Genomic DNA, 24209 nt, shown 5'->3' on the forward strand with positions numbered 1-24209 from the left:
AAGCATTTGAGGGCTTTAGTTGTATAGGAGAATATATGTCGTATAAAGTAGCCGTCCTTCCAGGGGACGGAATCGGACCGGAAGTCATGGAATCTGCGCTGAAGGTTCTAAACAGAATAGAAGAAAAATTTGGTTTCAAAATGGAACTGATCTTTGGACTCATCGGAGGGAGTGCCTATGATGAAACAGGCTCACCCCTGCCGGAAGAGACAAAGAAAATATGTTTAGGGGCAGATGCAGTTTTATTGGGTAGCATCGGAGGACCCAAGTGGGATGGCCTTCCTCCCGAAAAAACACCCGAATTGGGTGGTTTGCTGGCATTGCGCAAAATGCTTAAACTCTATGCCAACCTCAGACCCGCCGTCATCTATGAAGAGTTGAGAGCCATGAGCCCTCTGTCTGAAAGGGTTCTGCGGGACAAGGTGGATATTCTAACCGTTAGGGAACTGGCTCATGGTATTTATTTCGGTGAGCCAAAAGAACTGACCGATACCATGGGACTGGATACCATGGTGTATACATCCGATCAGGTTGAAAGGATTGTCCGTAAGGGTTTTGAAGCGGCCCAGAAACGGGGTAAAAAACTCTGTTCTGTGGACAAGGCTAATGTCCTTTCCAGCTCTAAACTCTGGAGACGGGTTGTGACAGAATTGGCTCACGAGTATCCCGATGTGGAACTGAGTCACATGTATGTGGATAATGCCGCCATGCAGTTGATGCTCAATCCCCTTCAGTTTGATGTCATCGTGACATCAAACCTCTTTGGAGATATTCTCTCCGATGAGTCAGCCGCCATCTGCGGTTCTCTGGGAATGTTGCCTTCAGCCTCATTAGGTGAAGAAATCAGTCTTTTTGAACCATCCGGAGGTTCTGCTCCGGATATAGCCGGCAAAGGCATTGCTAACCCCATAGCCCAAATCCTTTCACTGGCCATGATGCTGGAGTACTCCTTTGATTTGAACGAGGCGGCCGCTGCCATTCGCAGTGCCGTTGACGACTGTGTCAAGAGTGGTATCCGCACAGGAGATATCCTTAGTGCAGGTATGACCGCTGTGTCAACTAAAGAGATGGCCGACGCAATAATCAGTCGTATTTGATTTTATTTTAATAACTCTATAAAAAAGCCGCCTGGTAAAGGCGGCTTTTTTTATTTTCAATTTCATAGGGATAATCAATATTCTTTGTCCTCTTTTCAGTCAAAAAATAATGAGTTGTCAGGTGAATTTCCCATTTTCTTAGATCTAGGAAACATCATATTACCTAGTGATTTCATACTAATCGTGCATTCCCCCCTTTTCAGACCACTTAAAAGCTTATAAGGTATAGATATTAAAATGACACATATCTATAATGTGTCAATATAAAAGGAGGCACAATGGACCTACAAACCTTCCGAAAAAATTACACCACTATGGTGACAGCACGAGAAATGGATCTTTTGGAGCAAAGCTACACCGGCAGAGGTGAAGCATTCTTTCATGTTTCAGGAGCCGGTCATGAGGCTACCTGTCTTCTCCAGGATGTTCTCGGTCCCCAGGACTGGCTGCACTGCCATTACAGAGATAAAGCCCTTATGCTGGCTAGAGGCATTTCACCTGAAATGTTCTTCATGTCCCTTTTTAATAAAGACGGTTCCCACTCCAGAGGCCGTCAAATGAATGCTCATATGAGCGACCCCGCTAAGAAGGTTCTGAGTATCGTCGGACCTGTCGGCAACAGCGCTTTGCAGGCGGCAGGAGTGGCCGAAGCGGTCAAAGATCATCAGGATCATCCAATCGTCCTGTGTGGATTGGGAGATGGTATGTCTCAGCAGGGAGAAGTTCTTGAAGCCGTGGCCCATGCCGTCCGTAAAGAGTTGCCTGTCCTGTTTTTTATTCAGGATAATCAATTTGCCATATCAACCAAAACGGAGGGGCAGACCTTCTTTTCCAGACCCGATGGACCTGCAGATGATTTTTACGGCATTCCCATAACAAGACTGGATGGCCGTCATCCCATGACTCTTCCCGAGGCTTTTGAAACTCTGGTAGGTGAAATGAGAGCAGATCGGAACCCCCGGATAGTCGTTTTTTCAGTTGAACGCCTTCATAGCCATACAAATGCGGATGACCATCGAGTCTACCGCTCTCAGGATGAAATCCAGAGTGCTCATGAAACAGGTGACCCTATAGTTCATTTGGGAAACTGGCTCATCGAACAGGGAATATCGGCGGAAGAGCTGGATCAGGAAGTTGAACAGATACGGGTTGCTCTGGCAGAAACAGCCCGGAAGGTTCAGCAGTCCGCAGACCCCCAGCCTGTCTTTAGCGCCAAGAGAGAGTTGCCGGCCCAGCTATGCGATCCGGAACAGGAATACAGAGGGACTCCTGGAAAGGAATCGCTTACAATGATAGAAGCCTTACGGGAAACCCTCCGGTTTCAAATGGGCCGAAATCCCGGAGTGGAGCTTCTGGGTGAAGATCTTGAAGATCCTAAAGGGGATGTTTTCGGTGTTACAAAGTCGCTGAGTCAGGAATTCCCAGGCCGGGTTCAGAACAGCCCCCTCACAGAATCTACAATCATCGGTCTATCCGTTGGCCGGGCCCTTGCCGGAAAACAGCCCGTGGCCTTTCTGCAGTTTGCGGATTTTCTTCCCATAGCCTTCAATCAGTTATGGGCCGAAGCGGGCAGCATGTTCTGGAGGACCGATGGAGGATGGCAGTGTCCCATGATCGTCATGGTTTCCTGCGGTGGTTATAAGCCGGGACTCGGTCCATTTCATGCCTCCAGCATGGAGGCTGTGGCCGCGCATATTCCCGGTGTGGATGTGGTCATGCCTTCCACGGCCGGTGATGCCGCTGGTCTGCTGAATGCCGCCTTCGAATCTAAAAGACCTACCATCTTCTTTTATCCCAAGGCCTGTCTGAATGAGGCTGTCAGCCGTACCAGCGGGGATGTTTCCCGACAGCTCGTACCATTAGGAGTCGCCCGGAAGCTCAGCGAAGGGGAACATATCAGTTTTGTGAGCTATGGAAATCCGGTCAAACTCTGTGTTAAGGCCGCCCAGACCCTTCTAGAACAGGGGATCACCAGCGATGTGATTGATCTTCGGTCCATCAGCCCTTGGGACAGGAATCAGGTTTTTGCATCCGCAGAAAAGACTGGACGGGTCATTATTGTCCATGAAGAGAATCGAACGGCTTCAATGAGCTCCGAGATTGCCGCCGAGCTGGCGGAGCATGTAAAAGGACCGCTTATGGTTCGGCGCCTTGTGAGAGAAGATACCTTTGTTCCCTGTAATTTCGATAATCAGCTAGTCCTGCTGCCTTCCTATCAGAAAATCCTGGAAACTGCAGTCGATCTGCTGGGTGGAAAAATCAGCTGGACAAAAGAGAAGGACAGTCATTCTGGACTTTTTACCGTAGAAATCATTGGGACCAGTCCTGCGGATGAAACTGCTGCCATCATTGAATGGAAGATCAAAGCCGGAGATACAATCACAGAAGGTCAGCTTATTGCCGATTTTGAAGCGGATAAAGCCGCAGCAGAGCTCAAATCTCCCGTTAGCGGTATTGTTGAAGAACTGTTGTTGGATGAAGGTGAAGCCGTTGAAATCGGTACACCGGCATTGACTGTCAAAACCGATGCGGGAGGAGAGCTCCTCCTCAAGCCCAAGACGAAAGAAGAGCCTGGAGAGCCCCATATTTCCGGTATGAATCCCGATACCGGGAGGATTCTGCAAACTTCGGCTGCGCCATCGGAGGATAGGCGCCCTTGGATCTTGGATGTTGAGGGTGTCTTAGGTAGCCGGATTGTTGATAATGCTGAAATCATGGAGCAATGTCCCGGTTGGGAGGAGGGTGAAATCTTCAAAATGACGGGCATTGAAAGCCGGAACTGGATTGCGGAAGGGGAAGACATCATCAGCCTTTCTGAAAAAGCGGTGAAAACTGTTCTGTCGCGAAACAATCTTAAACTGGAAGATCTGAGCCTGATCCTCGTTACTTCTGGAACACCAGGTACGATTACCCCCTCCTTGGCAACCCGGATTCAGCACACATTGATCCCCGAGGGAAAACACGGACTCTTCTGTCCTGCTTTTGATATAAATGCCGCTTGTTCGGGGTATCTCTATGCTCTGCAGAGTGCCTGGGATTTTCTCAATACCCGTCCGGACGGGATCATCCTTGTCGTGACGGCCGAAGTACTCTCTCCCTTGGTAGATCGAAGTGATAAATCAACCTCACCCATTTTCGGTGATGCCGCTACGGCCACCATTGTGACAGGTTCACAGAGCCCGCTCCAGGGAAAAGCCCGTGTCTTCCGTCCAGTAACATCCGCCGCCGGTGAGGCTGGTACCATCCTCACAGTCCCTGCGGATCCAAATCAGACAATTTTTATGAATGGACCCAAAGTTTACCTAGAAGCCGTTCATAGTATGATTTCCCTATTGGAAAATGCCTGTGATGAGGGTGGTATTGCCCTGGATGAACTGGATCTGATTGTGCCTCACCAGGCTAACCAGAGGATCATCAATGCGGTAAAACAGCGATTGAAACTTCCAGAAGAGCAGGTATACAGTCAGATCAAGAATAGGGGAAATACCTCTTCCTGCACGATCCCTCTCTGCCTTGAAAGTATCCTTCAGGGATCTACAAAAGGTCTTTTGGGACTGACGGCTTTTGGTGGCGGATTCACATCTGCCGGCGGACTGGTGGAAATTGTTTAATTTATCTGTTCAATAAGGGCTGTTCAATAAGGCTGATTCTGGTGTAAACCCAGATCAGCCTTTTTTATTCCTGCATACTTTCCAGATATTCCTTAAAAATCTTTTTATAGGTTGTGAAATTTTCTGAATGGACCATTTTATTTCTGATCTCCGATGATCCAGGCAGGCCTTTTGTATAGGCACAAAGCTGCTTTTTCATCTCATTAACGGCTGTTCTCTCATCCTTATAATGGACGGCAAGAGACAACTGTTTGAAGGCCATCTCCATTTTCTCAAGGGGAGTAGGCCCCGGAAGATGCTCCCCTGTTTGTAGGAAATGACGGGTTTCTCTAAATAGGAAGGGATTTCCTATGACGCCTCTTGCCAGCATTACACCGTCAATTCCAGTTTGAAGGAGCATATCTGCCACATCCTGATCCTTAAAAAGGTCCCCTGAACCCAGAACCGGTATGCCTCCCAGTTCCTGTTTCAGTCTTTTAAGATGATTCCAGTCAGCACTGCCTCCATAGGCCTGGCTTCGGGTCCGGGCATGCATGGTTACTACAGAGGCTCCTGCCTTGACGGCTTGCTCTGCTGCATCAATATAATTTAGAGAAAGTGCATCCCAACCCGTTCTTATTTTAACTGTAACCGGAATGTCTGTATTGTCTTTCATAGCCCGGACGATGTCCCCTATCTTTTTGGGGTGACGCATCAGATCCGACCCGGCTCCGGACTTAATAATTTTGGGAACGGGACATCCGCAATTCAGATCGATCAGGAGTGGTTTTAGCCCTGAAATCATCCGGACGGCTTCTCCGGCGGCTTCGGCTGTCCCAGAGAAAATCTGAACCGCATAATTCCTCTCTCCCTCAGCCTTTTGGAGAAGCTCTTCGGTTTTACCGCTTCCCCTCACAAGGGCTTCACAGGAGACCATTTCCGTATAACAAAGGTCGGCACCCAGTTCGGTACTCACCGTACGAAAGGCTCTGTCGGTGTAACCGGCCAGGGGGGCTGCGAAGATATTTCCCTCCACTTCAAGCTTTTCGTTGATGCGGAGGGGTCTATACAGGCTGGGAGGGTGACTCATGAGAGACCGAAGAGTGTCCTTGCATTTTCAAAAAGAGCTTCATAAACCTCTTCTTCCGGCTCTTCCCTTAAAGAAGCGACAAATTCAGCAGTGGAAGGCAGATAGATGGGCTTATTTCTTTTGCCTCTAAATGCGGCAGGGACCATAAAGGGACTTTCACTTTCAATTACAATTCTATCCAGAGGCAGGTATCTGACAGTATCGTGCAGATTTCTTGCATTTCTATAAGTCACATTACCAGCAAAAGAGAAGTACATGTTGTCATGTTTATCCAGAATCTTTTTGGCATATTCCCAATCTTCTGAATAACAATGGAGAACTCCTCCCTTGGAGGGCATTCTTGTGCTGAGAATTTCCTGTATGTCCTTTCCTGCATTTCTGTTATGGATGATAACAGGAACATCATTCTGGTCTGCCAGTTCCAACTGGGATATAAAAAGTTCAACCTGAGAACTCTTGTCCCCAAATTTCCTGTAATAGTCCAGACCTGTTTCTCCCAGAGCAACGACCTTGTCCATATTAAGGCCTTCGGATATTTTCTGCTCCCAGTCTGGACCAGGATTCTGTACTTCCGACGGAGAAACTCCTATGGCAAAAACCACATTGGATGCAGAGGACAGGTTGTTGTATAGATCAAAAAAATCATACAGGTTGTTACAGATGCTCATAATATAAGAGACATTGTCCTGCCTGGCTTCCTGAGTTATGATCAATTGCTCGATCGGATCTTCATGAATTAACCCGATGTGGGCGTGAGTATCAAAATACTGCATGTTATTACCACTTATAATTAAAATAGGATGTAAGGAGTCTAAATCTTCGGAATGTTTAACATATCCAGTCTGGACAAGTCAACCAATTCCGTAAATCCCATCAGGGCTTAAAGAATGATTTAGAGAACCCTGCTATATCCTATTATTATCCCACTATTCAGACAAAAACAAGGAAAATATTCAAAAACAGGTTTTGCCTTCATGGATAATAATTAAATAAATGATATAAAAGTTTATAACTAGCAAAAATCAGTATTTTAAGGATAAGGGGAATTCTCCATTCATAAGGGACTATTCTTGTTAAACCCCGGTTTCGGGGGTATAATGGAAAAAATTGAGTGTAAATGGCCATGATAGACTCTGTTATGGCGGAATCATCCTTGTCTATTCCTCAAGGATTGGTGTACATTTGACGATATTAGAACTGATATAGCCTCAAGGAGCAGTCGTGGCTGGCAAAAGAATAAAAAAAATGTCCGTATCATCTTCAGCGAAGCGCAACTCCACCGTTCTAGGACGTTTTGGCAGGGTTAGCCGGCAAAAACTGACAATCATGCTCATTCCCCATTCGGAGAAGAGAGTTTTTAATTTTCAAATATCCATCCTTGCTCTCAGTTTTATCAGTATCCTCCTCATCTCCCTGGTGGTGACATTTGTCTGGCTTACCGCCGATTTCTCAGGAACTACTGATCTCCTAGCCTCCCGTTCCCGTGATCTGGAGCATTCGGAAGCCAGTTTAGAAGTTCTCAGAAATGAGGTGAATCAGCTGATCAGCTCTACCGAGACCTTTCAAAAATCGCTATCCGGCACATTGGAATCTTTAGGTATTGAATCTGCGGGAAGGGATGCAGCAAGTAGTAGGAGCGGAGACCTCACATCCTTCTTTAATGTTGAGTCTTCAGAAAATGGTTCTCTTAGTGAGACCGTTGAAATTCAAAAGTTAAAAACCGCCCTGGATCAATCAGTTGCTTCTTTGGATGAAATAGGGCAAATTCTGAATTCACAAAAAAGTCTCCTTTCTGATATTCCTACCATGTGGCCTCTTAAGGGAGTGCAGGGGTATGTGACAGCCGTATTCGGTCCCTCAATCCATCCATTTTCAGGTCAGTGGTATCTTCATAAAGGGATTGACCTGGCTTATGGGTATGGAGTCCCAATCATTTCTACAGCAAACGGGAAAGTGTTGGAAGTTGATTCTGATGAAGGGTATGGAAACTATGTGGTCATCAGACACAAGTATGGTTTTTATACTAAATATGCCCATCTACAGCGTGTCTATGTAAGGCCCGGTCAGGATCTTTCACAGGGTGATGTTTTGGGTACCATGGGAAATACCGGTCTGTCTACGGGGCCTCATCTACATTATGAAGTCCGGATTGGCTCTCAGGTCGTTGATCCTGTCAAATACATCAATATGACAGACAACCATGATATTTTTAACCGTGTCACACGGAATCTTCAAAAGTACAAGTAAAGTACAGTCTAAACTTCATAATCCTCCCCTTTTTTAAAAAACTGACAATAAATTCTCAAGCATGACTGTTTTGTTTTTTTTGGAATCGGGTTAGACTATTTTAGAATTTGAATTGTAAAGGCTGATAAATGAGCGATTATATAAAAAACCATTCCTTTATAAATTCCATCATCGGAGAAGGCACAAAGTTCAATGGTGAGCTGGTGTTAAATGGCCTTCTCAGGATTGACGGTGATTTTTCAGGAAGTATCAATACAAGCGGTAAAGTTCTTATTGGTAAAACTGGCCGAGCTGAATGTAATATCATTGCCGGTACTGCGGTCGTGGGTGGTGTTGTCCATGGCAACATTTTTTCATCAGGGAAAGTTGTCATTCTGGCAACAGGCATGGTCGTAGGAAATATTCAGGCCAAGAAGCTGGTTGTTGAAGAAGGTGTTCTTCTTCATGGAAGCTGTGTTATCAAGGGTGAATCTGAATCAAGCGAAGATACTCCCACTCCGGCCGTTGGCAGCAGTTACTCCGTAGATTGGCAATCCGATTCCAAAGATACGGGTGTCTCTGGAGAAAGCCGCTGATGGATAAGCTGGGGATTCTTGGAGGCTCTATGGCCCCTCTCTCCGGTAAAGCTCCTAATAAGAAGAAAATTACCGGGAAAAAATCCTCCCCAGTCCGTTTTAAAGGCAGTCTCAGAGAAGTTGAAGAGTCTCGGGATCTCTTGCCCGGTTCTTTAAGCGAAGGGTTGACCGGTCTCGAAAGAGCCGAAGATCTGTTGGATGATGTATATCAGCTGGGTGAAGAGTTGAAACAGGACGGAACACTTGGGACTCTCCATAAGTATCGTAATGCTGTAAAAAAGTTTTATAAGTATGTTGTTACCAGAAGCCTTGAGGCTTCTCAGATGGAGGGACGGTTAAATCCCAAGACCATGTCGAGGAAGCAGTATACTCTTATATCAGTGGTGGATGAAAAGCTGGAGAAGCTGGGCGCCGCGGTATTACGGAATCAAAAAGAGCAATTAGATATTCTAAAAAAAATTGAAGAAATCTATGGTATACTTGTCGACTTGACACGGTAAATCTCAAGGCTGTGCCGAATAGAATGACAGTCCTTGGATGATTCTGTTAGATTTTGGAACACAATAAAAGAGACAACAGGTCTAGTGATTATATAGGAGAAACCCGATGGGATCGGAAAAGAATAAAGAGCAGAGCAAGACGGGCAGTGCCCTTGATATAAGTCAATATCCAGACGGTCTATACATGACAAAGATCCTTCATTCCAGTGAAACTGAGGTCTGTATTCCAAGTGATGGAGTGCAGATGGAGCCGGGAGATATGGTTATCATCAAGACCCGATATGGGAATGATATGGTCAAGGTTCTTGGTCCTGTAACAGACTTAAGGCATGTCCGGAAGGGCGATCTGCGTGAAATCGTCAGAAAAGCCAGTGAAGAAGACCTAAAGAAAGCCGAGTCTTTCAGGATCAAAGAAGATGAGGCCTTTAAGGTTTGCCGCGAAAAGATTGAGAAACATAAATTGGATATGTCCCTGGTTTCTGCTCACTATCTACTGGATGAGCCTAAGGTCATGTTCTTTTTTACAGCTGAAAACAGAATTGATTTTCGGGAACTTGTCAAAGATCTTGTTGCCATATTCAAAATGCGCATTGAACTCCGTCAAATCGGTGTACGGGATGAATCAAGAGTCCTGGGAGGGCTTGGAGTCTGCGGCCGTGAGTATTGCTGTCATAGTCTCACCGATCATTTGAGCCCTGTTTCCATCAAAATGGCAAAGGAGCAAAATCTCTCTCTCAACTCAATGAAAATTTCTGGTCCCTGCGGGAGACTCCTTTGCTGCTTGTCCTATGAGTACGACTATTACCAGGAAGAAAAACGGAAACTTCCTAATGAGGGTGTCCGCATCAATTGGGATGGTGTCAGTTTCAAAGTGATAGAGGTCAATATTTTTTCAAAACGTCTCAGGCTCATAGGATCTGATGGGCGTATGTTGGATATTGGGACCTCGGAAATTTCTTATAATAAGGAAACAAGGAACTGGGAGTTAAATCCTTTGGAAATTTAGGTACCTCTTGTTGACAGTGGCTTTGCAAACCTGTTAATATCCATCTGCTAATGAATTAAGTAATGGTAGCAAGGGTGCTTGATGCATGTACTTTTCTTATCGTGAACAACTGCAGTTTTGTAAAAGCTGTTAAAGTGTTATAGGAGTCAAATTATGGCAGGAGTTAGTAAGAACGCCCGTATCGGATCTGGTACACATAAGTTTGTCCATTCAGAAGACGGCGGCGAAATTAAAATGAAGTCTATTTTCCAAAATGGACGGATGAGACATGTTGCTGAATGTGAAAAATGCAAACGTCAGGAAAGAAGACCAAGCGATTTCGATTTAGCGTAAATTAAAATGATTAACAGAGTAGAGCATTTTTTCCATTAGGGTAAAGAATGCGAAAGGTTATCTGTTAATGACACAAAAAACCATAGGAGGTAGTAGAAGTGCCAAATTCACTTAATGCTGCTAAGAGACATCGTCAGAATCTCAAAGCCAGAGCACACAATCGTACTATCAGAAGTACTGTCAGAACAAGTATCAGAACTTTTGAAGCGGCTGTAACAGCCAAAGACAAGCCAAAAGCGGAAGCAGCTTATGCTCAGTTTGTTAAACTGATCGATACAGCTGCAGGTAAGGGATTGTATCACAAGAATATGGCTGCAAGAAAGAAGTCCAGACTTCATAAAATTCTTGCTGCAATGGCTTAATAATCATCAAATCCTAATTTTTTTAGAGAAGAGATATGTCAGAAGAAAAGCTAACAAAGGCTGAGATAATTGAGCATATATATGACAATTCATCTATCAGCAGAAAAGATATTCACAATGTGATTGATTCTTTTTTTGAAGAAGTGAAAGAAGCTCTGGAAGATGACAGGGTCGTAGAGTTGAGAGGTTTCGGAACCTTCGAAATCCGGACCAGAAAGGGTCGGGAAAAAGCCAGAAATCCTAAAACCGGTGAGATCGTGCCTGTAGAAAGTCACGGAGTTACTGTTTTCAGACCTGGTAAAGAATTGAAGAAACTGGCCTGGTCCTTGCGCAAGTAGGTTCTCCGGGGTCTAGAAATAGATGTCCTTAAGACAAAATACTCAGATTCCTCATTCATTGGGGAATCTGGTTCTTTTATTTGAATCAGCGGTTTTACCGCCATTGAAAGAATGCCTTCGGGCATTCTTTTTTAAATTTAGTTCATCTACGGCATCAATTTTCAGACACAAGAGTTGTGCTTTGAATTTGTTGTGCACAGTCCAGCGCTGCAGTAAGATTGACAATCCAATCAAGAAGTAGGACAATAAGTGCAGGGGATAACCCTTCCGGAGGAATCGTATGATCTCTGAAACCAAAAGAGAAGTGCTGAGTCTTTTTGAAGAAGGCCGGGAACTGTATAAGTCCAGGAAATTTAGCGAAGCAATGGGAAAATTTGCCCATGCTCTGAAGCTAGATCAGGAAGATGGCCCCTCCAAAGTATATTATGCCAGGTGCAAAATGTATCTGGAAAATCCACCCCCTCCTGAATGGGACGGTGTGTTTATCATGACAACTAAATAGGAATAATATGACATCATCATTGAAGGATATTGAATCTATTTCCACAATCCTTGGAAGTGAAACTGTTTTCAAGGGTACAATGAAATTTAACAAACCTCTTAAGATTGACGGAAAATACGAAGGCCGTATTGAGTCAGAAGGGTTCCTTTATATTGAAGAAGGAGCCGAAGTCCGGGCAGATATTCAGGTCGGTTCTATCGTTGTAGGCGGTATTGTCTATGGTGATATTGAGGCTTCAGAGAAACTTGAAATGCTTTCAACCGGTCAGGTTATTGGTAACATTCGCACGGCAAAATTGAAAATTGCCGATGGAGTCAAATTTGAAGGGAAGTGCGATATGATCAGTAATCCCGAATCTGTGGATGTATTCTCAGTTCCTGTAGAACAACTCAAACAAGACCACAATGACCTTTGACGTCCCTGTACGCTCTCTATTAGATCTCTGCCGTTCCAGAAAAAAAACAATAGTTACGGCTGAATCCTGCACTGGGGGGCTTATTTGCGCCGCTCTCACTGAGGTATCGGGGAGTTCTGATGTCGTTTGGGGCGGCTTTGTGACCTATGCCAACGAGGCAAAAACAACCGTCTTGGATGTTCCGGAATCGTTGCTCCGTGAGAAGGGAGCCGTTTCAAGGGAGGTTGTGGAAGCCATGGCAAGGGGGGCTCTTGTTAAAAGCGGAGCCAGTCTCTCCGTTGCTGTGTCCGGAATCGCCGGCCCTGGCGGTGGAAGTCCTGACAAACCTGTAGGCACAGTGTGGATTGCGACTTCCCTCAAAGAGGGAGATGTATATTCAGAGCAGTTTTTGTTCACCGGTGATCGTACTCAGGTCCGCCGTGATACTGTTCATAATGCGTTGAGAATTTGTGAAAAAATAATTTTGAATGAATCTTCTCTTGACAGTAAACTAAGCTGATAATATATTTGATTCATAAATGTTTTCCTAATTTCCGGGAAACATACCTTGAAAGCAAGTCTTAATCTTCACTTTTAAACTTATACAAAGAAAAATTTTGAAGAAGTTGACATATATTTATTTTAAATCAACATTATAATTTGGAGAATTTATGGCGATAATCCGGAAGAATCTGGACGATCCTCAGGTCGGGTCCGATGTATCCGAGACTTCTGAGAGTCAGAAAGAACTTGATCTTGGAAGTGAAAAAGAGCAGGTGATTGATTCTGACGAATCTATCGCCGAAGAACCGGTCAAAGAAAAGACAGTCACAGTCAAGAAGGCTGCTGTCAGGAAACGAAAGGTTGTTAAAAAGAAAGATCTGCCAGAGGCAACTGTGGCAGAAACGTCTGAGACTGCCGAAGGGGAGTCTGTTGTCCCTGTCAAAAGAGGCCGTCGCAAAACGACAGTTAAAGAAACAGTCACAGCCGTACTGAATGAAGCTTCGGCTGATGCCCCAGCTGTAGAGACTCCCTCTAGCGAGCCTGTTACAGTGAATACCCCGCCTGAAACAGCGAAAGAAAGCGAAAGCAGTGATGAGGATAGTTCCAGGAATGACAACTCCAGGAACGATAATTCGAACCGACGCAATAATTCCTATAACAAACGAAAAAATGGTAAAGGCAGAAGGGATCAAAATCAAAACAGAGACCAGAACCGGGATATGAACCGTCAAATGCGAAACCAGCCCCTCCCGACTCCCGATCAGCCTCGAATCACCATCAATGATCTCTCTCTTATGACCATGCCTGATCTTAGAAAGTATGCAGAAGGCATGGAATTGGGCCGTGATGATATGATCACCCTGAAAAAGCAGGAAATCATCTTTACAATTCTAAAGGCGCATATCGAAAATAACGGTGTCATTTTTGCCTATGGTTCCTTGGAAATCCTACCCGATGGATATGGATTTCTACGATCTCCTCAAAACTCCTATCTTCCAGGAAGTGATGATATTTACATTTCACCTTCCCAGATCAGGCTGTTTAACTTAAAAACCGGAGATACCGTGTACGGCCAGATCCGTTCACCCAAAGAGGGCGAGCGCTTTTTTGCCATGCTGCGTGTTGTCAATGTCAACTTTGATGAACCAGGAGTGGCCCAGTCCCGCGTCTCCTTTGAGAATCTGACGCCCCTATATCCCACAAAGCGACTGAATATGGAGACCAAGATTGCGGATCCTTCAACGAGGATGATCAATCTTTTCTGCCCCATCGGAATGGGACAACGGGGACTCATTGTGTCTCCTCCACGGTCGGGTAAAACAGTTATTCTTCAAAAAATAGCGAATGCCATCACAGAAAATCATCCAGGGGTTCAACTCATTGTTCTTCTGATTGATGAACGTCCTGAAGAAGTTACCGATATGAAGCGTAGCGTACAGGGAGAAGTCATCGCCTCTACCTTTGATGAACAGGCCAGTCGACACGTACAGGTTGCCGAAATGGTCCTTGAAAAGGCAAGACGCCTTGTAGAGCATAAAAAAGATGTGGTCATTCTCCTTGACTCTATTACACGTTTGGCAAGAGCTTATAACCAGACTGTTCCAACCTCCGGCAAGATCTTGTCCGGTGGTGTGGACTCTAATGCTCTGCATAAACCCAAGAGATTTTTTGGAGCGGCCCGTAATATTGAACATGGTGGAAGTTTGACTATTGTGGCGACAGCCCTTGTTGAAACAGGAAGCCGTATGGATGAAGTCATCTTTGAAGAGTTTAAGGGTACGGGAAATATGGAACTGGTTCTGGACAGGCGCTTGGCCGATAAACGAGTCTTCCCGGCTATCAATATTAAAAAATCCGGTACGAGAAAAGAAGACCTACTTCTCAGCAGTGAAGAACTGAACAAGATGTGGCTCTTAAGAAAAGTCATGAATCCCATGGATGATATGGAATGTACCGAAATGATTGTTGACAAAATGAGGAAAACCAAGAATAATGAGGCGTTCCTGAAGTCGATGAATTCGGCCTAGGAAGTTTTAGGTTCTTTGAAGCGGAGAACCGACGGAGGATAAAGAATTATGAAAGAAGGAATACATCCCGAATATCTGGATGCTACGATCAAATGTGCCTGTGGAAATGTGATTCAAACTCGTTCTACTCATGGGGATATGGAAGTTGAAATCTGCAGTTCCTGCCACCCTTTTTATACGGGTAAACAGAAACTGGTAGATACAGCAGGACGTGTTGAAAGATTCAACAAAAAATACGGAATCAAAAGCAAAGACTGAATTAAGCTTTTTAGATTCGATGAATGTACTAAATCCACTCCTTTTGAGGAGTGGTTTTTTTTGGCCTAAATTTTTGTCTCTGGTTTTTTGATTGAATTCTTGATGAACATGACTTACTATGATAGTGGGTTTTTAACATCAGAATTTAAGGCTGAACATGGAAGATTTACATACCCTTCATAAGAATATCTATGGAAAAGAACCGGATGTCATCGTTCGGGTACCCGGAAAGCTTAATCTTATGGGGGAGCATACGGAGTACTTTGAAGGATTTGTCCTTGCCGTAGCCGTGAACAAGTTTCTTGAAGTTTCTATTTCGGAACGGGACGACAATTCTCTCAGAGTATATTCTGCTACGTATAACGAAAGAAAAAAGTCCTCATTATCTGGTCTAAAGTACAAGAGAGAGGATCGCTGGGCAAATTATGTGAAGGGAGCCGTGGCGGTTATGTTGCAGCTCGGATGTCAAGTTAAAGGACTGGATATCGCGATCCAAAGTGAAATTCCAGAGCAGGTTGGCCTCGGTTCATCCTCTTCATTGACTTTAGCGTTGGTTTCGGCTCTCAAAAAGCTCTATGACTTTACTATCTCCGACATACAACTTGTCGAATCTGCCCGTTTATCAGAATTGAAATTTATGAACAAGGACCCGGGTTTGGCAGCCTGTGCTGTGTCCTATTTTGCAAAAGCTGACCAAGCTCTGCTGATCGATACGAAGACAATGGATATCCATACCATAGACATGGATTTTAAGCCTATCATTCTTCTGGTTACCGATTCCAATGTTCCCAATGGTATAGGGTATGGAGAGGCGGATGATCTAAAGCATGATTTTGATGAATGCAAGACGCTGCTGAACAGCTATGGGCGTCATATTGCTCTAAGGGATGTTACCATCCTTGATGTGAGGTCCGAACTGGATCAGCTTCCTGAACATCTCAGACGGCGGGCAATTCATATTATTGAAGAGAATAACCGGGTTAGGGAACTCAAGACAGCCCTGGAACATAATGATTTGACCCTGGCTGGTAAGCTGATGTATCGATCCCATGAAAGTTTGAGAGATATGCTTGAAATCTCCTGTCCCGAGTTGGACTGGCTTGTCAAGAGGGCCTTTGAGACCAATGGTGTTCTGGGTTCCCGCATGATTGGGAACGGGTTTGGCGGCTGTACAATCAACCTGATAAATGTTAATAATATTCCATTATACGACGAGCATCTTGAAGAATATGACCGGATATTCGGTTTCAAGGCGGATTATTTCATCTGCACTCCCGTATCAGGTCTCAAAGCGTTACAGGAAAAAGAGTAAAATTTCATGAAAATATTAATCACCAACGATGACGGGATTCAAAGTCCCGGTATATTGAGTCTCAGAGATATATTATCCCGTGATCATGATGTCTGGGTCATGGCTCCCGATGGAGACCGTAGTGGTTATTCTCATTCCATTACTCTGAAAGAACCAGTTAAAATTAAGCAGAAGGAACCGCGTTTATTCAGCTGCTCCGGAACTCCCGTTGATTGTATTGTCTACGGTCAGGGTGGCTATCTGGAGGAAGAGTTCGATGTGATTTTATCTGGAATCAATATTGGACCGAATATGGGAACCGACATCCTTTATTCCGGCACGGCTGCAGCAGCCAGGCAGGGGGCTTTAAAAAACACTCCTTCCATTGCCATTTCAATGAATAAGTTTGTTCCTCCCTTTGATTTTGATTCGATTTCCGAATATATATCGACCTCTTTGGAAAAACTGGTATCCCTTTGGGAAGAGGGTTGTTTCCTTAATATGAACTTTCCAGAGAAAATGGATGTTACCTGCGAAATGAAATGGTGCCGGCCTGCCCGGAGAATCTATAAAGATGAAGTTGTTATGTTTCAATCTCCCAGAGACGAAGGGACTTATTGTTTTCTCAAGGGAAACCTGATTCAGTCGGAAAACGACGAAGGATCTGATGTTAAGGCCGTACAATCGGGTCATGTTTCTATTTCTGCAATTTCCCTGGCACCGTCTATCGTTCCTCATATCGGGAAACTCTCTGAAAAAGCCGGGTCTGTCTGCTGATGACTTTTCGGGAAGACGGGCTGAATCTATATAATAATGGCTTATATCAGGAAGCTCTTGATACTTTGCTTTCGGAGGATATCGACCCTGTGGATGATCCTGAGTTGGCTTATTTGATGGGGCTTTGTTACACACGACTGGAAGAGTTCAGTGCCGCTGTCTTTTATTTAGAAAAAGCCGCGGAAAGGGACAGTTCGCTTATCCGGATCTATCAATGCCGAATGGTCCTCAGTTATGTCTATAATATAACTAAGAATTTCAAGGGTGCAGAAAATCAGCTCAAAAAAGTCTTGAAGGACGGATTCGAATCCTGCCAGATTTTCACTTCTCTGGGGTATGCCCTGTGGAACCAGAAGAAAGTGGAAGAGAGCATTGACTTTCTTTCGCGCTCATTGGAGTTAGACCCTGAGAATGCCAATACATTGAATTCTATGGGTTATATCATGGCCGATGAGGGCATTAATCCGGAAAAAGCTGTTGAATATTGTCAGATGGCATTGTCCATCCAGCCTGATAATGGAAATTATATGGACTCTCTGGCCTGGGCACTGTTTAGAACAGGGAAATTAAAAGAAGCTAAAATTTATGCTGAAAAGGCCTTGAAAGCCGGTGGGGATGAACCAATTTGTAAGGGGCATTTGAAAATGATAGAGCAGTATGATCGATTTTAAGCCACTTATTCTCCTCTTCTTTTTCTTCTTCTCGGCTCTTCTTCCGGCTCAGCAGAATCAGGTTTCCGATTCTGTGGCAATCCGGGCCGCAGAAGAGTTGCGCTGGGGTGTCATCTCTTACCATCAGGGACTCTATAATAAGGCCATACTCTCTTTTGAAAAATCTTTAGCCATGGATAATGATAATGATCTGACCCGTTTCTGGCTGGGAAGAAGTTATTATCAGTCGGGATTTGAAGAAGCGGCTCTGAATGAATGGGACAATATTATCTCCGGAGGAAATGCCGGTTCTGCACTGCTTAGTTTTGTCGAAATTATCACAGACCGCAGAGGTCTGGCCAGAGAGTTGAAGTCCAGTGGTAAACTTGTAGAACTCTTCGAAATACCCAGGGAACAGGCCGGTATCAACTACTACAACAGACCGGTGTCTGTGGCAGCCTCTCCCAAGAGGGACGGAAGCTTTTATCTTCTGTCCTATCTTAATGGGAATCTTATAAGAATCACAACAACGGGGCGAATCCATCACGTTCTGGCCGGTGGCTTGCTGGGATTTGACAGACCCTGGGACATCGCCTTTCTACCCGATGATAACCTTGTTATTTCAGAATATGGGGCTGATCAAATTTCAGTCTGCAGTCCGGATGGTTTCAGAGTCCTGACAATCGGTTCAAAAGGCCGGGAGCCTGGTCAGCTTCTGGGCCCTCAATATTTGGCAGTCTCCGAGGACGGTTATATCTATGTCTCAGAGTGGGGGAACAGAAGGATCAGTAAGTTTAACCTGGAAGGGGAATTCATCCTAAGCTTTGGTGAGCGGCGGGCGGATTATTCCGGTTTGGCAGGTCCCAGCGGAATTGCCTTGAGAAACGGCAATGTTTATGTAGCCGATTCAAAAACCGGACGCATTGAGGTTTTTGATGAAAGTGGAAACTATCTGAAACCCCTTATCCGCGAGGGTTTGACATCCCCAGAAGGACTCCTGTTTACATCAGATGATTCTCTTTTAATTGCCGATGCGGGCAGGATCATGGTCTATAACCTGGAAAACGACGTTCTTGCCGTCTCCTCCGATCTTGGAGGGAAGGGGAAGCGGGTTCTCAGCATCTGTCAGGATGAAAACGGGAATATCATTTCAGCCGATTTTGACAGGAACTCTGTGTCTGTTATGACAGATGTTTCCACCCTATATGCCGGTCTTTTTTTGAGGATTAACCGTGTAGTCACAGATGAATATCCTCAGGTTCACGTGGATTTTACAGTGGAGGACCGCTGGGGAAAACCAGTTGTCGGTCTGGATAAATTGAATTTCTTTATAAGAGAAAAAGATCGAAACATTGAAAATTTTGAGATGTCCTATACAGGATACGATAATAATGATTTGAGCCTGGCTGTTGTTGTGGACAAGAGCAGTCGTCTCCAGAGCCGTGATGAGGTCATGAGAGACGGTGTTAGGGAATTATTCCGTCATTTGAATCCAGGAGATGAGCACTACCTCATTGGTGCAATGGATGCACCCCAACTGCTGGCAGAACCCGGAGATAATACTCTTGATGCTCTAGAAAGGATGATGGATGGCTGGAGTCCAGAAAGTGATGTTGCCTCAAGTCTCAGGCTGGGAGCCTCCCATCTGATTCCCGGTAGAAAGAGGAAGGCTCTTGTCTTTCTCACCGATGGAAATATTCATCCCGACACCTTTATCCGCTATGGTCTGCAGGACATGGCTCAGTATATGAAGAATAACGGTATTTCATTTTATCCAGTTTATCTGGATGCCCAAAAAAGAAATGATGAGCTGGATTTTATCGCCAGAGAAACAGGTGGTACCAGTCAGTACCTCTTTCAACCCCGCGGAATTCTGCCCCTTCTGGAACAGGTCAGAAGTGATGTGAATGGTTATTATACTGTGAGTTATGATTCATTGGCCTATACCGATTTTGGTAGAGCCTATATCCCTCTTTCCCTTGAGGTCAACTTTATCAAGAAGAGTGGCAGGGATGAAATGGGGTTTTATGCTCCTTTGGAATACTGAATCCTAAATGCTGAGTGAAGAAATGAGTGTGAAAAAAATAGCCGAAGCCTGGAATGAGAAATGGGAATTATTGTGCCATGGCTGTGGTAAATGCTGCTATGAAAAACACTTCATTCCCGGGGGATCTCTTGTCATTGATTATGACAAGCCCTGCCGGTTTCTGGAGGAAGAAAGCAAGCGTTGTACAGTTTATGTCAATCGGTTCAATGCCTGCAAAGAGTGTCAGAAAATAACACTGTGGACAGCGCTCTTCTCCCGGGCATTACCTCCGGACTGTGGATATGTTGTAAAAGTAAGGGGTGCCATAAAGCACCCCGTAAAAAATATAAAATCTATACTGTCTATTCGGCGCTCACAGCGATAAGCCGCCAACCTTCTCTGTATTCTCTAAAGTAAAATTTTTGAAGAGTTCCGTAGAAGCCAAACTCCCTATCAAAAACATTGATGCCCTCTTCTGTCAAATTAACACTGGCTACCCAGGAATTACCTTCTGATCTAATGAAAATCCTATCCAGTTTATAGATAGATGCCGGATCGGTCTCATCCAAAGGGTATTTCATGAAGGCTTTATGAATGAATTCCTGAACATCATTTTTGGAGACACCATCATCATAACCAGGCAGATAGAGTCTGGTTGAGAGGAGTGAAGACAGGTCTTTTTCATTTTCTGAAAAAACGGCTCTCATCAATTTACCAAAGAAATACTGTACTGCCGCCGATTCTTTGCCGCTGGGTCTTACAGGAGCAGAAGCGTTTATCTGTCCGGTTTCCTCAGGGGCTTTTAGAGGAATGACTTCCTTTGATTCTATTCCAGGGAAAATCTCATCGGCCATGCGTTTATATGCTGATGCCTTATCGCTTTCTCCCAATTCACTGTACTGTTCTCCCACTGCCAGATAGGCCCCGGCAATAACAAGCCTTTCGCTTTCAGAGTAATCACTATAAAAGCTTTCATTCGCAGTCAGACTAATGGTCAGGGAAAAAAACATCAAAACCAGAAGACTCAGAGGCCTGATATTGAAGAAACATTTTTTGATATATGTCATAACATTCTCTCCGCATTGAATCTTTTCTTACTCAAGTATAGTACCAGGAATGTTAAAAGTAAATCATGTCTCACAGATTATCCCGAAGATGATTCTAATTACTTCTTTTTCCTCTTTAAAAAAGAAGAGGCACATTCAAAAAGATTGATAGAGGCCCAAAAAATCAGTACATTAAGAATATGGCAGGACAAAACAGCTTTGACAGCGAATTTCTAAACCAGGTGGACGACGGCCTCAAAGAGCCGGATATGTACAGAGTCCTCCTTCTAAATGATGATTACACTACTCAAGATTTTGTAGTTGAGGTCCTCGTGACTATTTTTCATAAGCAGCCCGTAGATGCAACCAGGATCATGTTGGATGTGCATAAGAAGGGCCGGGGTATGGTAGGTCTGTATACCTACGATATTGCTTCGACGAAAGTTAAACAGGTGAAAGAGCTTGCAAAACGACGCGAATATCCTCTGAAATGCGTCATGGAGAAGGCTTAATCTATGGATATCAGTCAGGAACTTCAGATTATCGTTAATGCGGCTTATCAGGAAGCCAGAAGCAGAAAGCATGAATATTTTACCCCTGAACATCTGCTTTTCACGACTCTAGATTTTGATGCTCCCCGGGAATTGATTGAATCCTGCGGGGGAGACCCGGACCTTATTCTAGAAGAACTTGAAGAGTTCTTTTCTAAAAACATTGAGGTTGTCACCGGGGCCGAACCGATACAATCCGAGGGGCTACAGAACATCATAGAACGCTCCATGCTGCAGATGAGTTCTGCCGGCAAAGATATTATCAACATTGGTGATTTGCTGGTGGCCATATTGGATGAACCGGAAAGTTTTGCTTCTTATTATATGAGAAAATCTGGAGTGAACCGCTTGGAGCTTCTCAGTCTCGTGTCCCATCCCTATGAGGAGCCGGTGGATGAAGAGGGCCTCATGGACTCCGATTCGGAAGAGGCGGCCGAAGAGATCTCCTCCCAAGAGAGCCGGGGACACAGGCAGGACCGGAAGAGTAAGTCAGCTCTGGCTCAATATACAACCGATTTGACCCGTTTAGCCGAAGAAGGCAAACTTGAGCCGCTTATCGGACGGGATGAAATTCTTGAAAGAACCATACAGATTCTCTCTCGCAGGCTCAAAAATAATCCGGTTCATGTAGGAGAACCGGGTGTTGGGAAGACCGCCCTGACCGAAGGATTGGCATACAGAATCGTGAATGATCAAGTTCCTTCCTTTCTAAAAGGTTTCAAGATCTTTTCTCTGGATATGGGCAGCCTTCTGGCAGGAACACGCTTTCGGGGAGACTTCGAAGAGCGGATGAAGAGGGTCCTTAAGGACCTGGAAAAAGTAAACAAATCCATTCTATTTATTGATGAAATTCATACCATTATCGGAGCCGGAGCGGTTTCCGGCGGCAGTATGGATGCGGGGAACTTATTAAAACCCGCTTTGGCTAAGGGGCAGCTGCGCTGCATTGGCAGTACTACCTATGATGAGTATTCAAAGCATTTTGAAAAAGATCACGCCCTTGCCAGACGGTTTCAAAAAGTTGATATACCGGAAACAACCGTTGATGAGACCCTTCAAATTTTGAAAGGTCTTCAGGATGTGTATGAAATTCATCATGGAGTGAAGTTCTCAGATGAGGCTCTGGAAGCTGCTGTCAGACTTTCAGATCAGTATATAAATGAAAAGCATCTTCCCGATAAGGCAATCGATCTGATTGATGAGGCAGGAGCCTGGAAGGCGCTGAAACAGGAAAAAGAAAAGGCCGATGGAGATTCTCCCGACAGTGAGATTCTACCGGAAGTGTCTGAGCAGGATATTGAAAAAGTGGTGGCTTCTATTGCCAGAATCCCGGAAAAGAGCGTGTCTGCCAATGAAACAGATAAACTGAGGGATTTGGATAAACAGTTAAAGAAGAACCTCTTTGGCCAGGATGAGGCCGTAGATGCGGTTACTCTGGCGATAAGACGGTCTAGAGCCGGGTTCAGGCAAGACCATAAGCCTGTTGCCTCCTTCCTGTTTGTTGGACCCACAGGGGTTGGTAAAACTGAATTGGCCAGGTTATTGGCGTCTGAACTGGGGGTCTCTCTTCATAGAATTGATATGAGTGAATACCAGGAGAAGCATACGGTTTCAAGGCTCATAGGATCTCCTCCCGGCTATGTGGGATATGAAGAGGGGGGTCTTCTTACGGATACGATTCGTAAGAATCCCCATGCTGTACTGCTTCTGGATGAAATTGAGAAAGCTCATCCAGATGTGTTTAATATTCTTCTCCAGATGATGGATTATGCCACGGTCACAGACAATATGGGACGCAAGGCGGATTTCCGTCATGCCGTTATCATCATGACTTCTAATGCGGGAGCCAGAGATCTGGGGAAAAGCCAGATTGGTTTCGGTGATAGGATCATCAATGCACAAGTTGTCAATGATGAGGTGAATAGAATCTTTACACCCGAGTTCAGAAACAGACTGGACCAGATTATAACCTTTGGCAATCTTCCCGATGATGTTGTCATTTCCATTGTTAAAAAAGAACTGTCCAGTTTTGAGAAGCAATTGGCAGCCAGACATGTGACCCTGGAGGTGAGTGACAGCTGTATTGCCTATCTGGCGGCTGAAGGATACTCCCGGGAATATGGGGCCCGTAATATTTCCAGGCTCATAGATGATAAGATTAAAACCTTCTTTGTAGATCAAGTTCTTTTCGGTAGTCTGGTGTCGGGGGGAAAGGCAAAAGCCGATCTGAAGGACGGTGTTGTCACGATCGAGGTCCTTCCCAGTGAGGGATGAGGATTTTCCCTGGCTGGAATATGATCAGTATTTTCCTTTTCCTCCAGAGGAGACCTGGGAAGATGAAATTGTCGGAGTCGGTGGAAATTTGTCTCCCGGTCTACTACTTTCCGCCTATGTCCAGGGGATTTTTCCCTGGTTTAATGAAGGAGAGGAGATCCTCTGGTGGAGTCTTGATCCCCGATTTGTCTTATACCATGAAAATCTGAAGGTCAGCCGGTCCATGAGAAAAGTCTTGAAATCCGGAAAGTTTACGCTAACTTTGGACCGGGCTTTTAGAGATGTCATGACAGGTTGTGGCAAAGTTCCAAGGAAAGGCCAGGATGGAACCTGGATTTCATCTGAGATGCTCGAGGCCTACTGCTCTCTTCATGAACTTGGCTTTGCCCATTCGGTGGAAGTCTGGGAAGCGGGACGTCTTGCCGGCGGTCTTTATGGACTCTCTTTAGGACGTGTCTTTTTTGGAGAATCCATGTTTGCTCTCTCTGCCAATGCTTCTAAAACTGCCTTGATTGCCTTGAGCTGCTTTCTCCAACATAAGGGGTTTGCATTTATCGACTGTCAGCAGCATACGGAACATCTAGGCTCTCTGGGGGCCTGTGATGTTCCCCGCAGCCGTTTTCTAAAAGAGCTGAAGGAGGCCTTGACGGAGGGGACTGTCCGGGGAAATTGGTCTCTTCTTTTTCCCGGTTTTCCAGAGTCTCCGGTATGGACGGGGTTCGCAGGGCAGTCTGAGGAGGCTCCAGGCTGAAACAGTGTGTTCTATTAGGC

25 protein-coding genes are annotated in these 24209 nt (G+C 45.0%); 22 read left to right on the top strand and 3 right to left on the bottom strand.

All coding sequences use genetic code 11. The features are described 5' to 3' along the window. Nucleotides 1-35: 35 nt before the first annotated feature. Both leuB and EXM22_RS01115 read left to right on the top strand, forming a co-directional pair. The gene (gene leuB, locus EXM22_RS01110; RefSeq protein WP_149484738.1) at nt 36-1097 is read left to right on the top strand and encodes a 3-isopropylmalate dehydrogenase; all 1062 of its coding nucleotides are present in this window, start codon (nt 36-38) and stop codon (nt 1095-1097) included. 278 nt (nt 1098-1375) lie between these two features. After that, on the top strand, nt 1376-4708 hold the full coding sequence (locus EXM22_RS01115) for a thiamine pyrophosphate-dependent enzyme (protein ID WP_149484739.1): 3333 nt from the start codon (nt 1376-1378) through the stop codon (nt 4706-4708). A 64-nt stretch (nt 4709-4772) separates the two neighbouring features. Here the strand turns inward: EXM22_RS01115 and dusB are convergent, their stop codons facing one another. Then, nucleotides 4773-5777 (bottom strand): tRNA dihydrouridine synthase DusB, encoded by a 1005-nt coding sequence (gene dusB, locus EXM22_RS01120; protein WP_149484740.1) that lies wholly within the window; start codon nt 5775-5777, stop codon nt 4773-4775. After that, nucleotides 5774-6550 carry a TatD family hydrolase gene (locus EXM22_RS01125; protein WP_149484741.1) on the bottom strand — a complete coding sequence of 259 codons (777 nt, stop codon included), beginning with the start codon at nt 6548-6550 and terminating at the stop codon, nt 5774-5776. The genes dusB and EXM22_RS01125 overlap by 4 nt, the downstream gene beginning before the upstream one ends. A 448-nt stretch (nt 6551-6998) precedes the next feature. Between EXM22_RS01125 and EXM22_RS01130 the strand changes: the two genes are divergently transcribed. From EXM22_RS01130 to EXM22_RS01210, 17 genes are all read left to right on the top strand, one after another. After that, entirely contained in the window at nt 6999-8024 is a 1026-nt protein-coding gene (locus tag EXM22_RS01130; RefSeq protein ID WP_149484742.1) for a M23 family metallopeptidase, read from the top strand. Nucleotides 8025-8152: 128 nt separating this feature from the next. Beyond that, nucleotides 8153-8599 (top strand): bactofilin family protein, encoded by a 447-nt coding sequence (locus EXM22_RS01135; RefSeq protein WP_149484743.1) that lies wholly within the window; start codon nt 8153-8155, stop codon nt 8597-8599. Beyond that, nucleotides 8599-9099, top strand: coding sequence for a YaaR family protein (locus EXM22_RS01140; RefSeq protein ID WP_149484744.1), 501 nt, complete (start codon nt 8599-8601; stop codon nt 9097-9099). Before EXM22_RS01135 ends, EXM22_RS01140 begins: the two co-directional genes overlap by 1 nt. A 106-nt stretch (nt 9100-9205) precedes the next feature. Then, nucleotides 9206-10105, top strand: coding sequence for a PSP1 domain-containing protein (locus EXM22_RS01145; protein ID WP_149484745.1), 900 nt, complete (start codon nt 9206-9208; stop codon nt 10103-10105). Between the two features lie 153 nt (nt 10106-10258). Further along, on the top strand, nt 10259-10438 hold the full coding sequence (locus tag EXM22_RS01150) for a hypothetical protein (RefSeq protein ID WP_149484746.1): 180 nt from the start codon (nt 10259-10261) through the stop codon (nt 10436-10438). A gap of 98 nt (nt 10439-10536) precedes the next feature. Beyond that, nucleotides 10537-10800, top strand: a complete 264-nt coding sequence (gene rpsT, locus EXM22_RS01155; RefSeq protein WP_149484747.1) for a 30S ribosomal protein S20 — start codon at nt 10537-10539, stop codon at nt 10798-10800. Between the two features lie 35 nt (nt 10801-10835). Further along, nucleotides 10836-11138 carry an HU family DNA-binding protein gene (locus EXM22_RS01160; protein ID WP_149484748.1) on the top strand — a complete coding sequence of 101 codons (303 nt, stop codon included), beginning with the start codon at nt 10836-10838 and terminating at the stop codon, nt 11136-11138. Between the two features lie 280 nt (nt 11139-11418). Then, complete coding sequence (locus EXM22_RS01165; protein ID WP_149484749.1) at nt 11419-11640, top strand: hypothetical protein; 222 nt, start codon at nt 11419-11421, stop codon at nt 11638-11640. 7 nt (nt 11641-11647) lie between these two features. Beyond that, nucleotides 11648-12055, top strand: coding sequence for a bactofilin family protein (locus EXM22_RS01170; RefSeq protein WP_149484750.1), 408 nt, complete (start codon nt 11648-11650; stop codon nt 12053-12055). Next, complete coding sequence (locus EXM22_RS01175) at nt 12045-12554, top strand: CinA family protein (protein WP_149484751.1); 510 nt, start codon at nt 12045-12047, stop codon at nt 12552-12554. The genes EXM22_RS01170 and EXM22_RS01175 overlap by 11 nt, the downstream gene beginning before the upstream one ends. Nucleotides 12555-12705: 151 nt before the next feature. Next, the gene (gene rho, locus EXM22_RS01180) at nt 12706-14565 is read left to right on the top strand and encodes a transcription termination factor Rho (RefSeq protein ID WP_149484752.1); all 1860 of its coding nucleotides are present in this window, start codon (nt 12706-12708) and stop codon (nt 14563-14565) included. A 48-nt stretch (nt 14566-14613) separates the two neighbouring features. Further along, entirely contained in the window at nt 14614-14823 is a 210-nt protein-coding gene (gene rpmE, locus EXM22_RS01185; RefSeq protein ID WP_149484753.1) for a 50S ribosomal protein L31, read from the top strand. Nucleotides 14824-14980: 157 nt separating this feature from the next. Beyond that, on the top strand, nt 14981-16135 hold the full coding sequence (gene galK / locus EXM22_RS01190) for a galactokinase (protein ID WP_149484754.1): 1155 nt from the start codon (nt 14981-14983) through the stop codon (nt 16133-16135). 6 nt (nt 16136-16141) lie between these two features. Further along, the gene (gene surE, locus EXM22_RS01195; RefSeq protein WP_149484755.1) at nt 16142-16891 is read left to right on the top strand and encodes a 5'/3'-nucleotidase SurE; all 750 of its coding nucleotides are present in this window, start codon (nt 16142-16144) and stop codon (nt 16889-16891) included. Beyond that, nucleotides 16891-17562, top strand: coding sequence for a tetratricopeptide repeat protein (locus tag EXM22_RS01200; protein ID WP_149484756.1), 672 nt, complete (start codon nt 16891-16893; stop codon nt 17560-17562). Before surE ends, EXM22_RS01200 begins: the two co-directional genes overlap by 1 nt. Continuing rightward, the gene (locus EXM22_RS01205) at nt 17549-19588 is read left to right on the top strand and encodes a hypothetical protein (protein ID WP_149484757.1); all 2040 of its coding nucleotides are present in this window, start codon (nt 17549-17551) and stop codon (nt 19586-19588) included. The genes EXM22_RS01200 and EXM22_RS01205 overlap by 14 nt, the downstream gene beginning before the upstream one ends. A gap of 7 nt (nt 19589-19595) precedes the next feature. Beyond that, nucleotides 19596-19952, top strand: coding sequence for a CxxCxxCC domain-containing protein (locus EXM22_RS01210; protein ID WP_168203272.1), 357 nt, complete (start codon nt 19596-19598; stop codon nt 19950-19952). Here the strand turns inward: EXM22_RS01210 and EXM22_RS01215 are convergent. Continuing rightward, a complete protein-coding gene (locus tag EXM22_RS01215) occupies nt 19930-20634 on the bottom strand; it encodes a hypothetical protein (protein WP_149484759.1) in 705 nt (234 codons plus the stop codon). The two genes, EXM22_RS01210 and EXM22_RS01215, sit on opposite strands and share 23 nt — an antisense overlap. A 179-nt stretch (nt 20635-20813) precedes the next feature. Between EXM22_RS01215 and clpS the strand changes: the two genes are divergently transcribed. Genes clpS through aat form a run of 3 tightly spaced genes read left to right on the top strand, consistent with a single transcriptional unit; the run spans nt 20814 to nt 24189 of the window. After that, a complete protein-coding gene (gene clpS / locus EXM22_RS01220) occupies nt 20814-21125 on the top strand; it encodes an ATP-dependent Clp protease adapter ClpS (protein ID WP_149484760.1) in 312 nt (103 codons plus the stop codon). Nucleotides 21126-21128: 3 nt separating this feature from the next. Beyond that, entirely contained in the window at nt 21129-23438 is a 2310-nt protein-coding gene (gene clpA / locus EXM22_RS01225; protein ID WP_149484761.1) for an ATP-dependent Clp protease ATP-binding subunit ClpA, read from the top strand. Next, nucleotides 23428-24189: a leucyl/phenylalanyl-tRNA--protein transferase gene (aat, locus tag EXM22_RS01230; RefSeq protein WP_246157056.1), complete on the top strand. Its 762-nt coding sequence runs from the start codon at nt 23428-23430 to the stop codon at nt 24187-24189. The genes clpA and aat overlap by 11 nt, the downstream gene beginning before the upstream one ends. Nucleotides 24190-24209: the final 20 nt, after the last annotated feature.

It is taken from the genome of Oceanispirochaeta crateris, assembly GCF_008329965.1.
Classification (GTDB): Bacteria; Spirochaetota; Spirochaetia; order DSM-2461; family DSM-2461; genus Oceanispirochaeta; species Oceanispirochaeta crateris.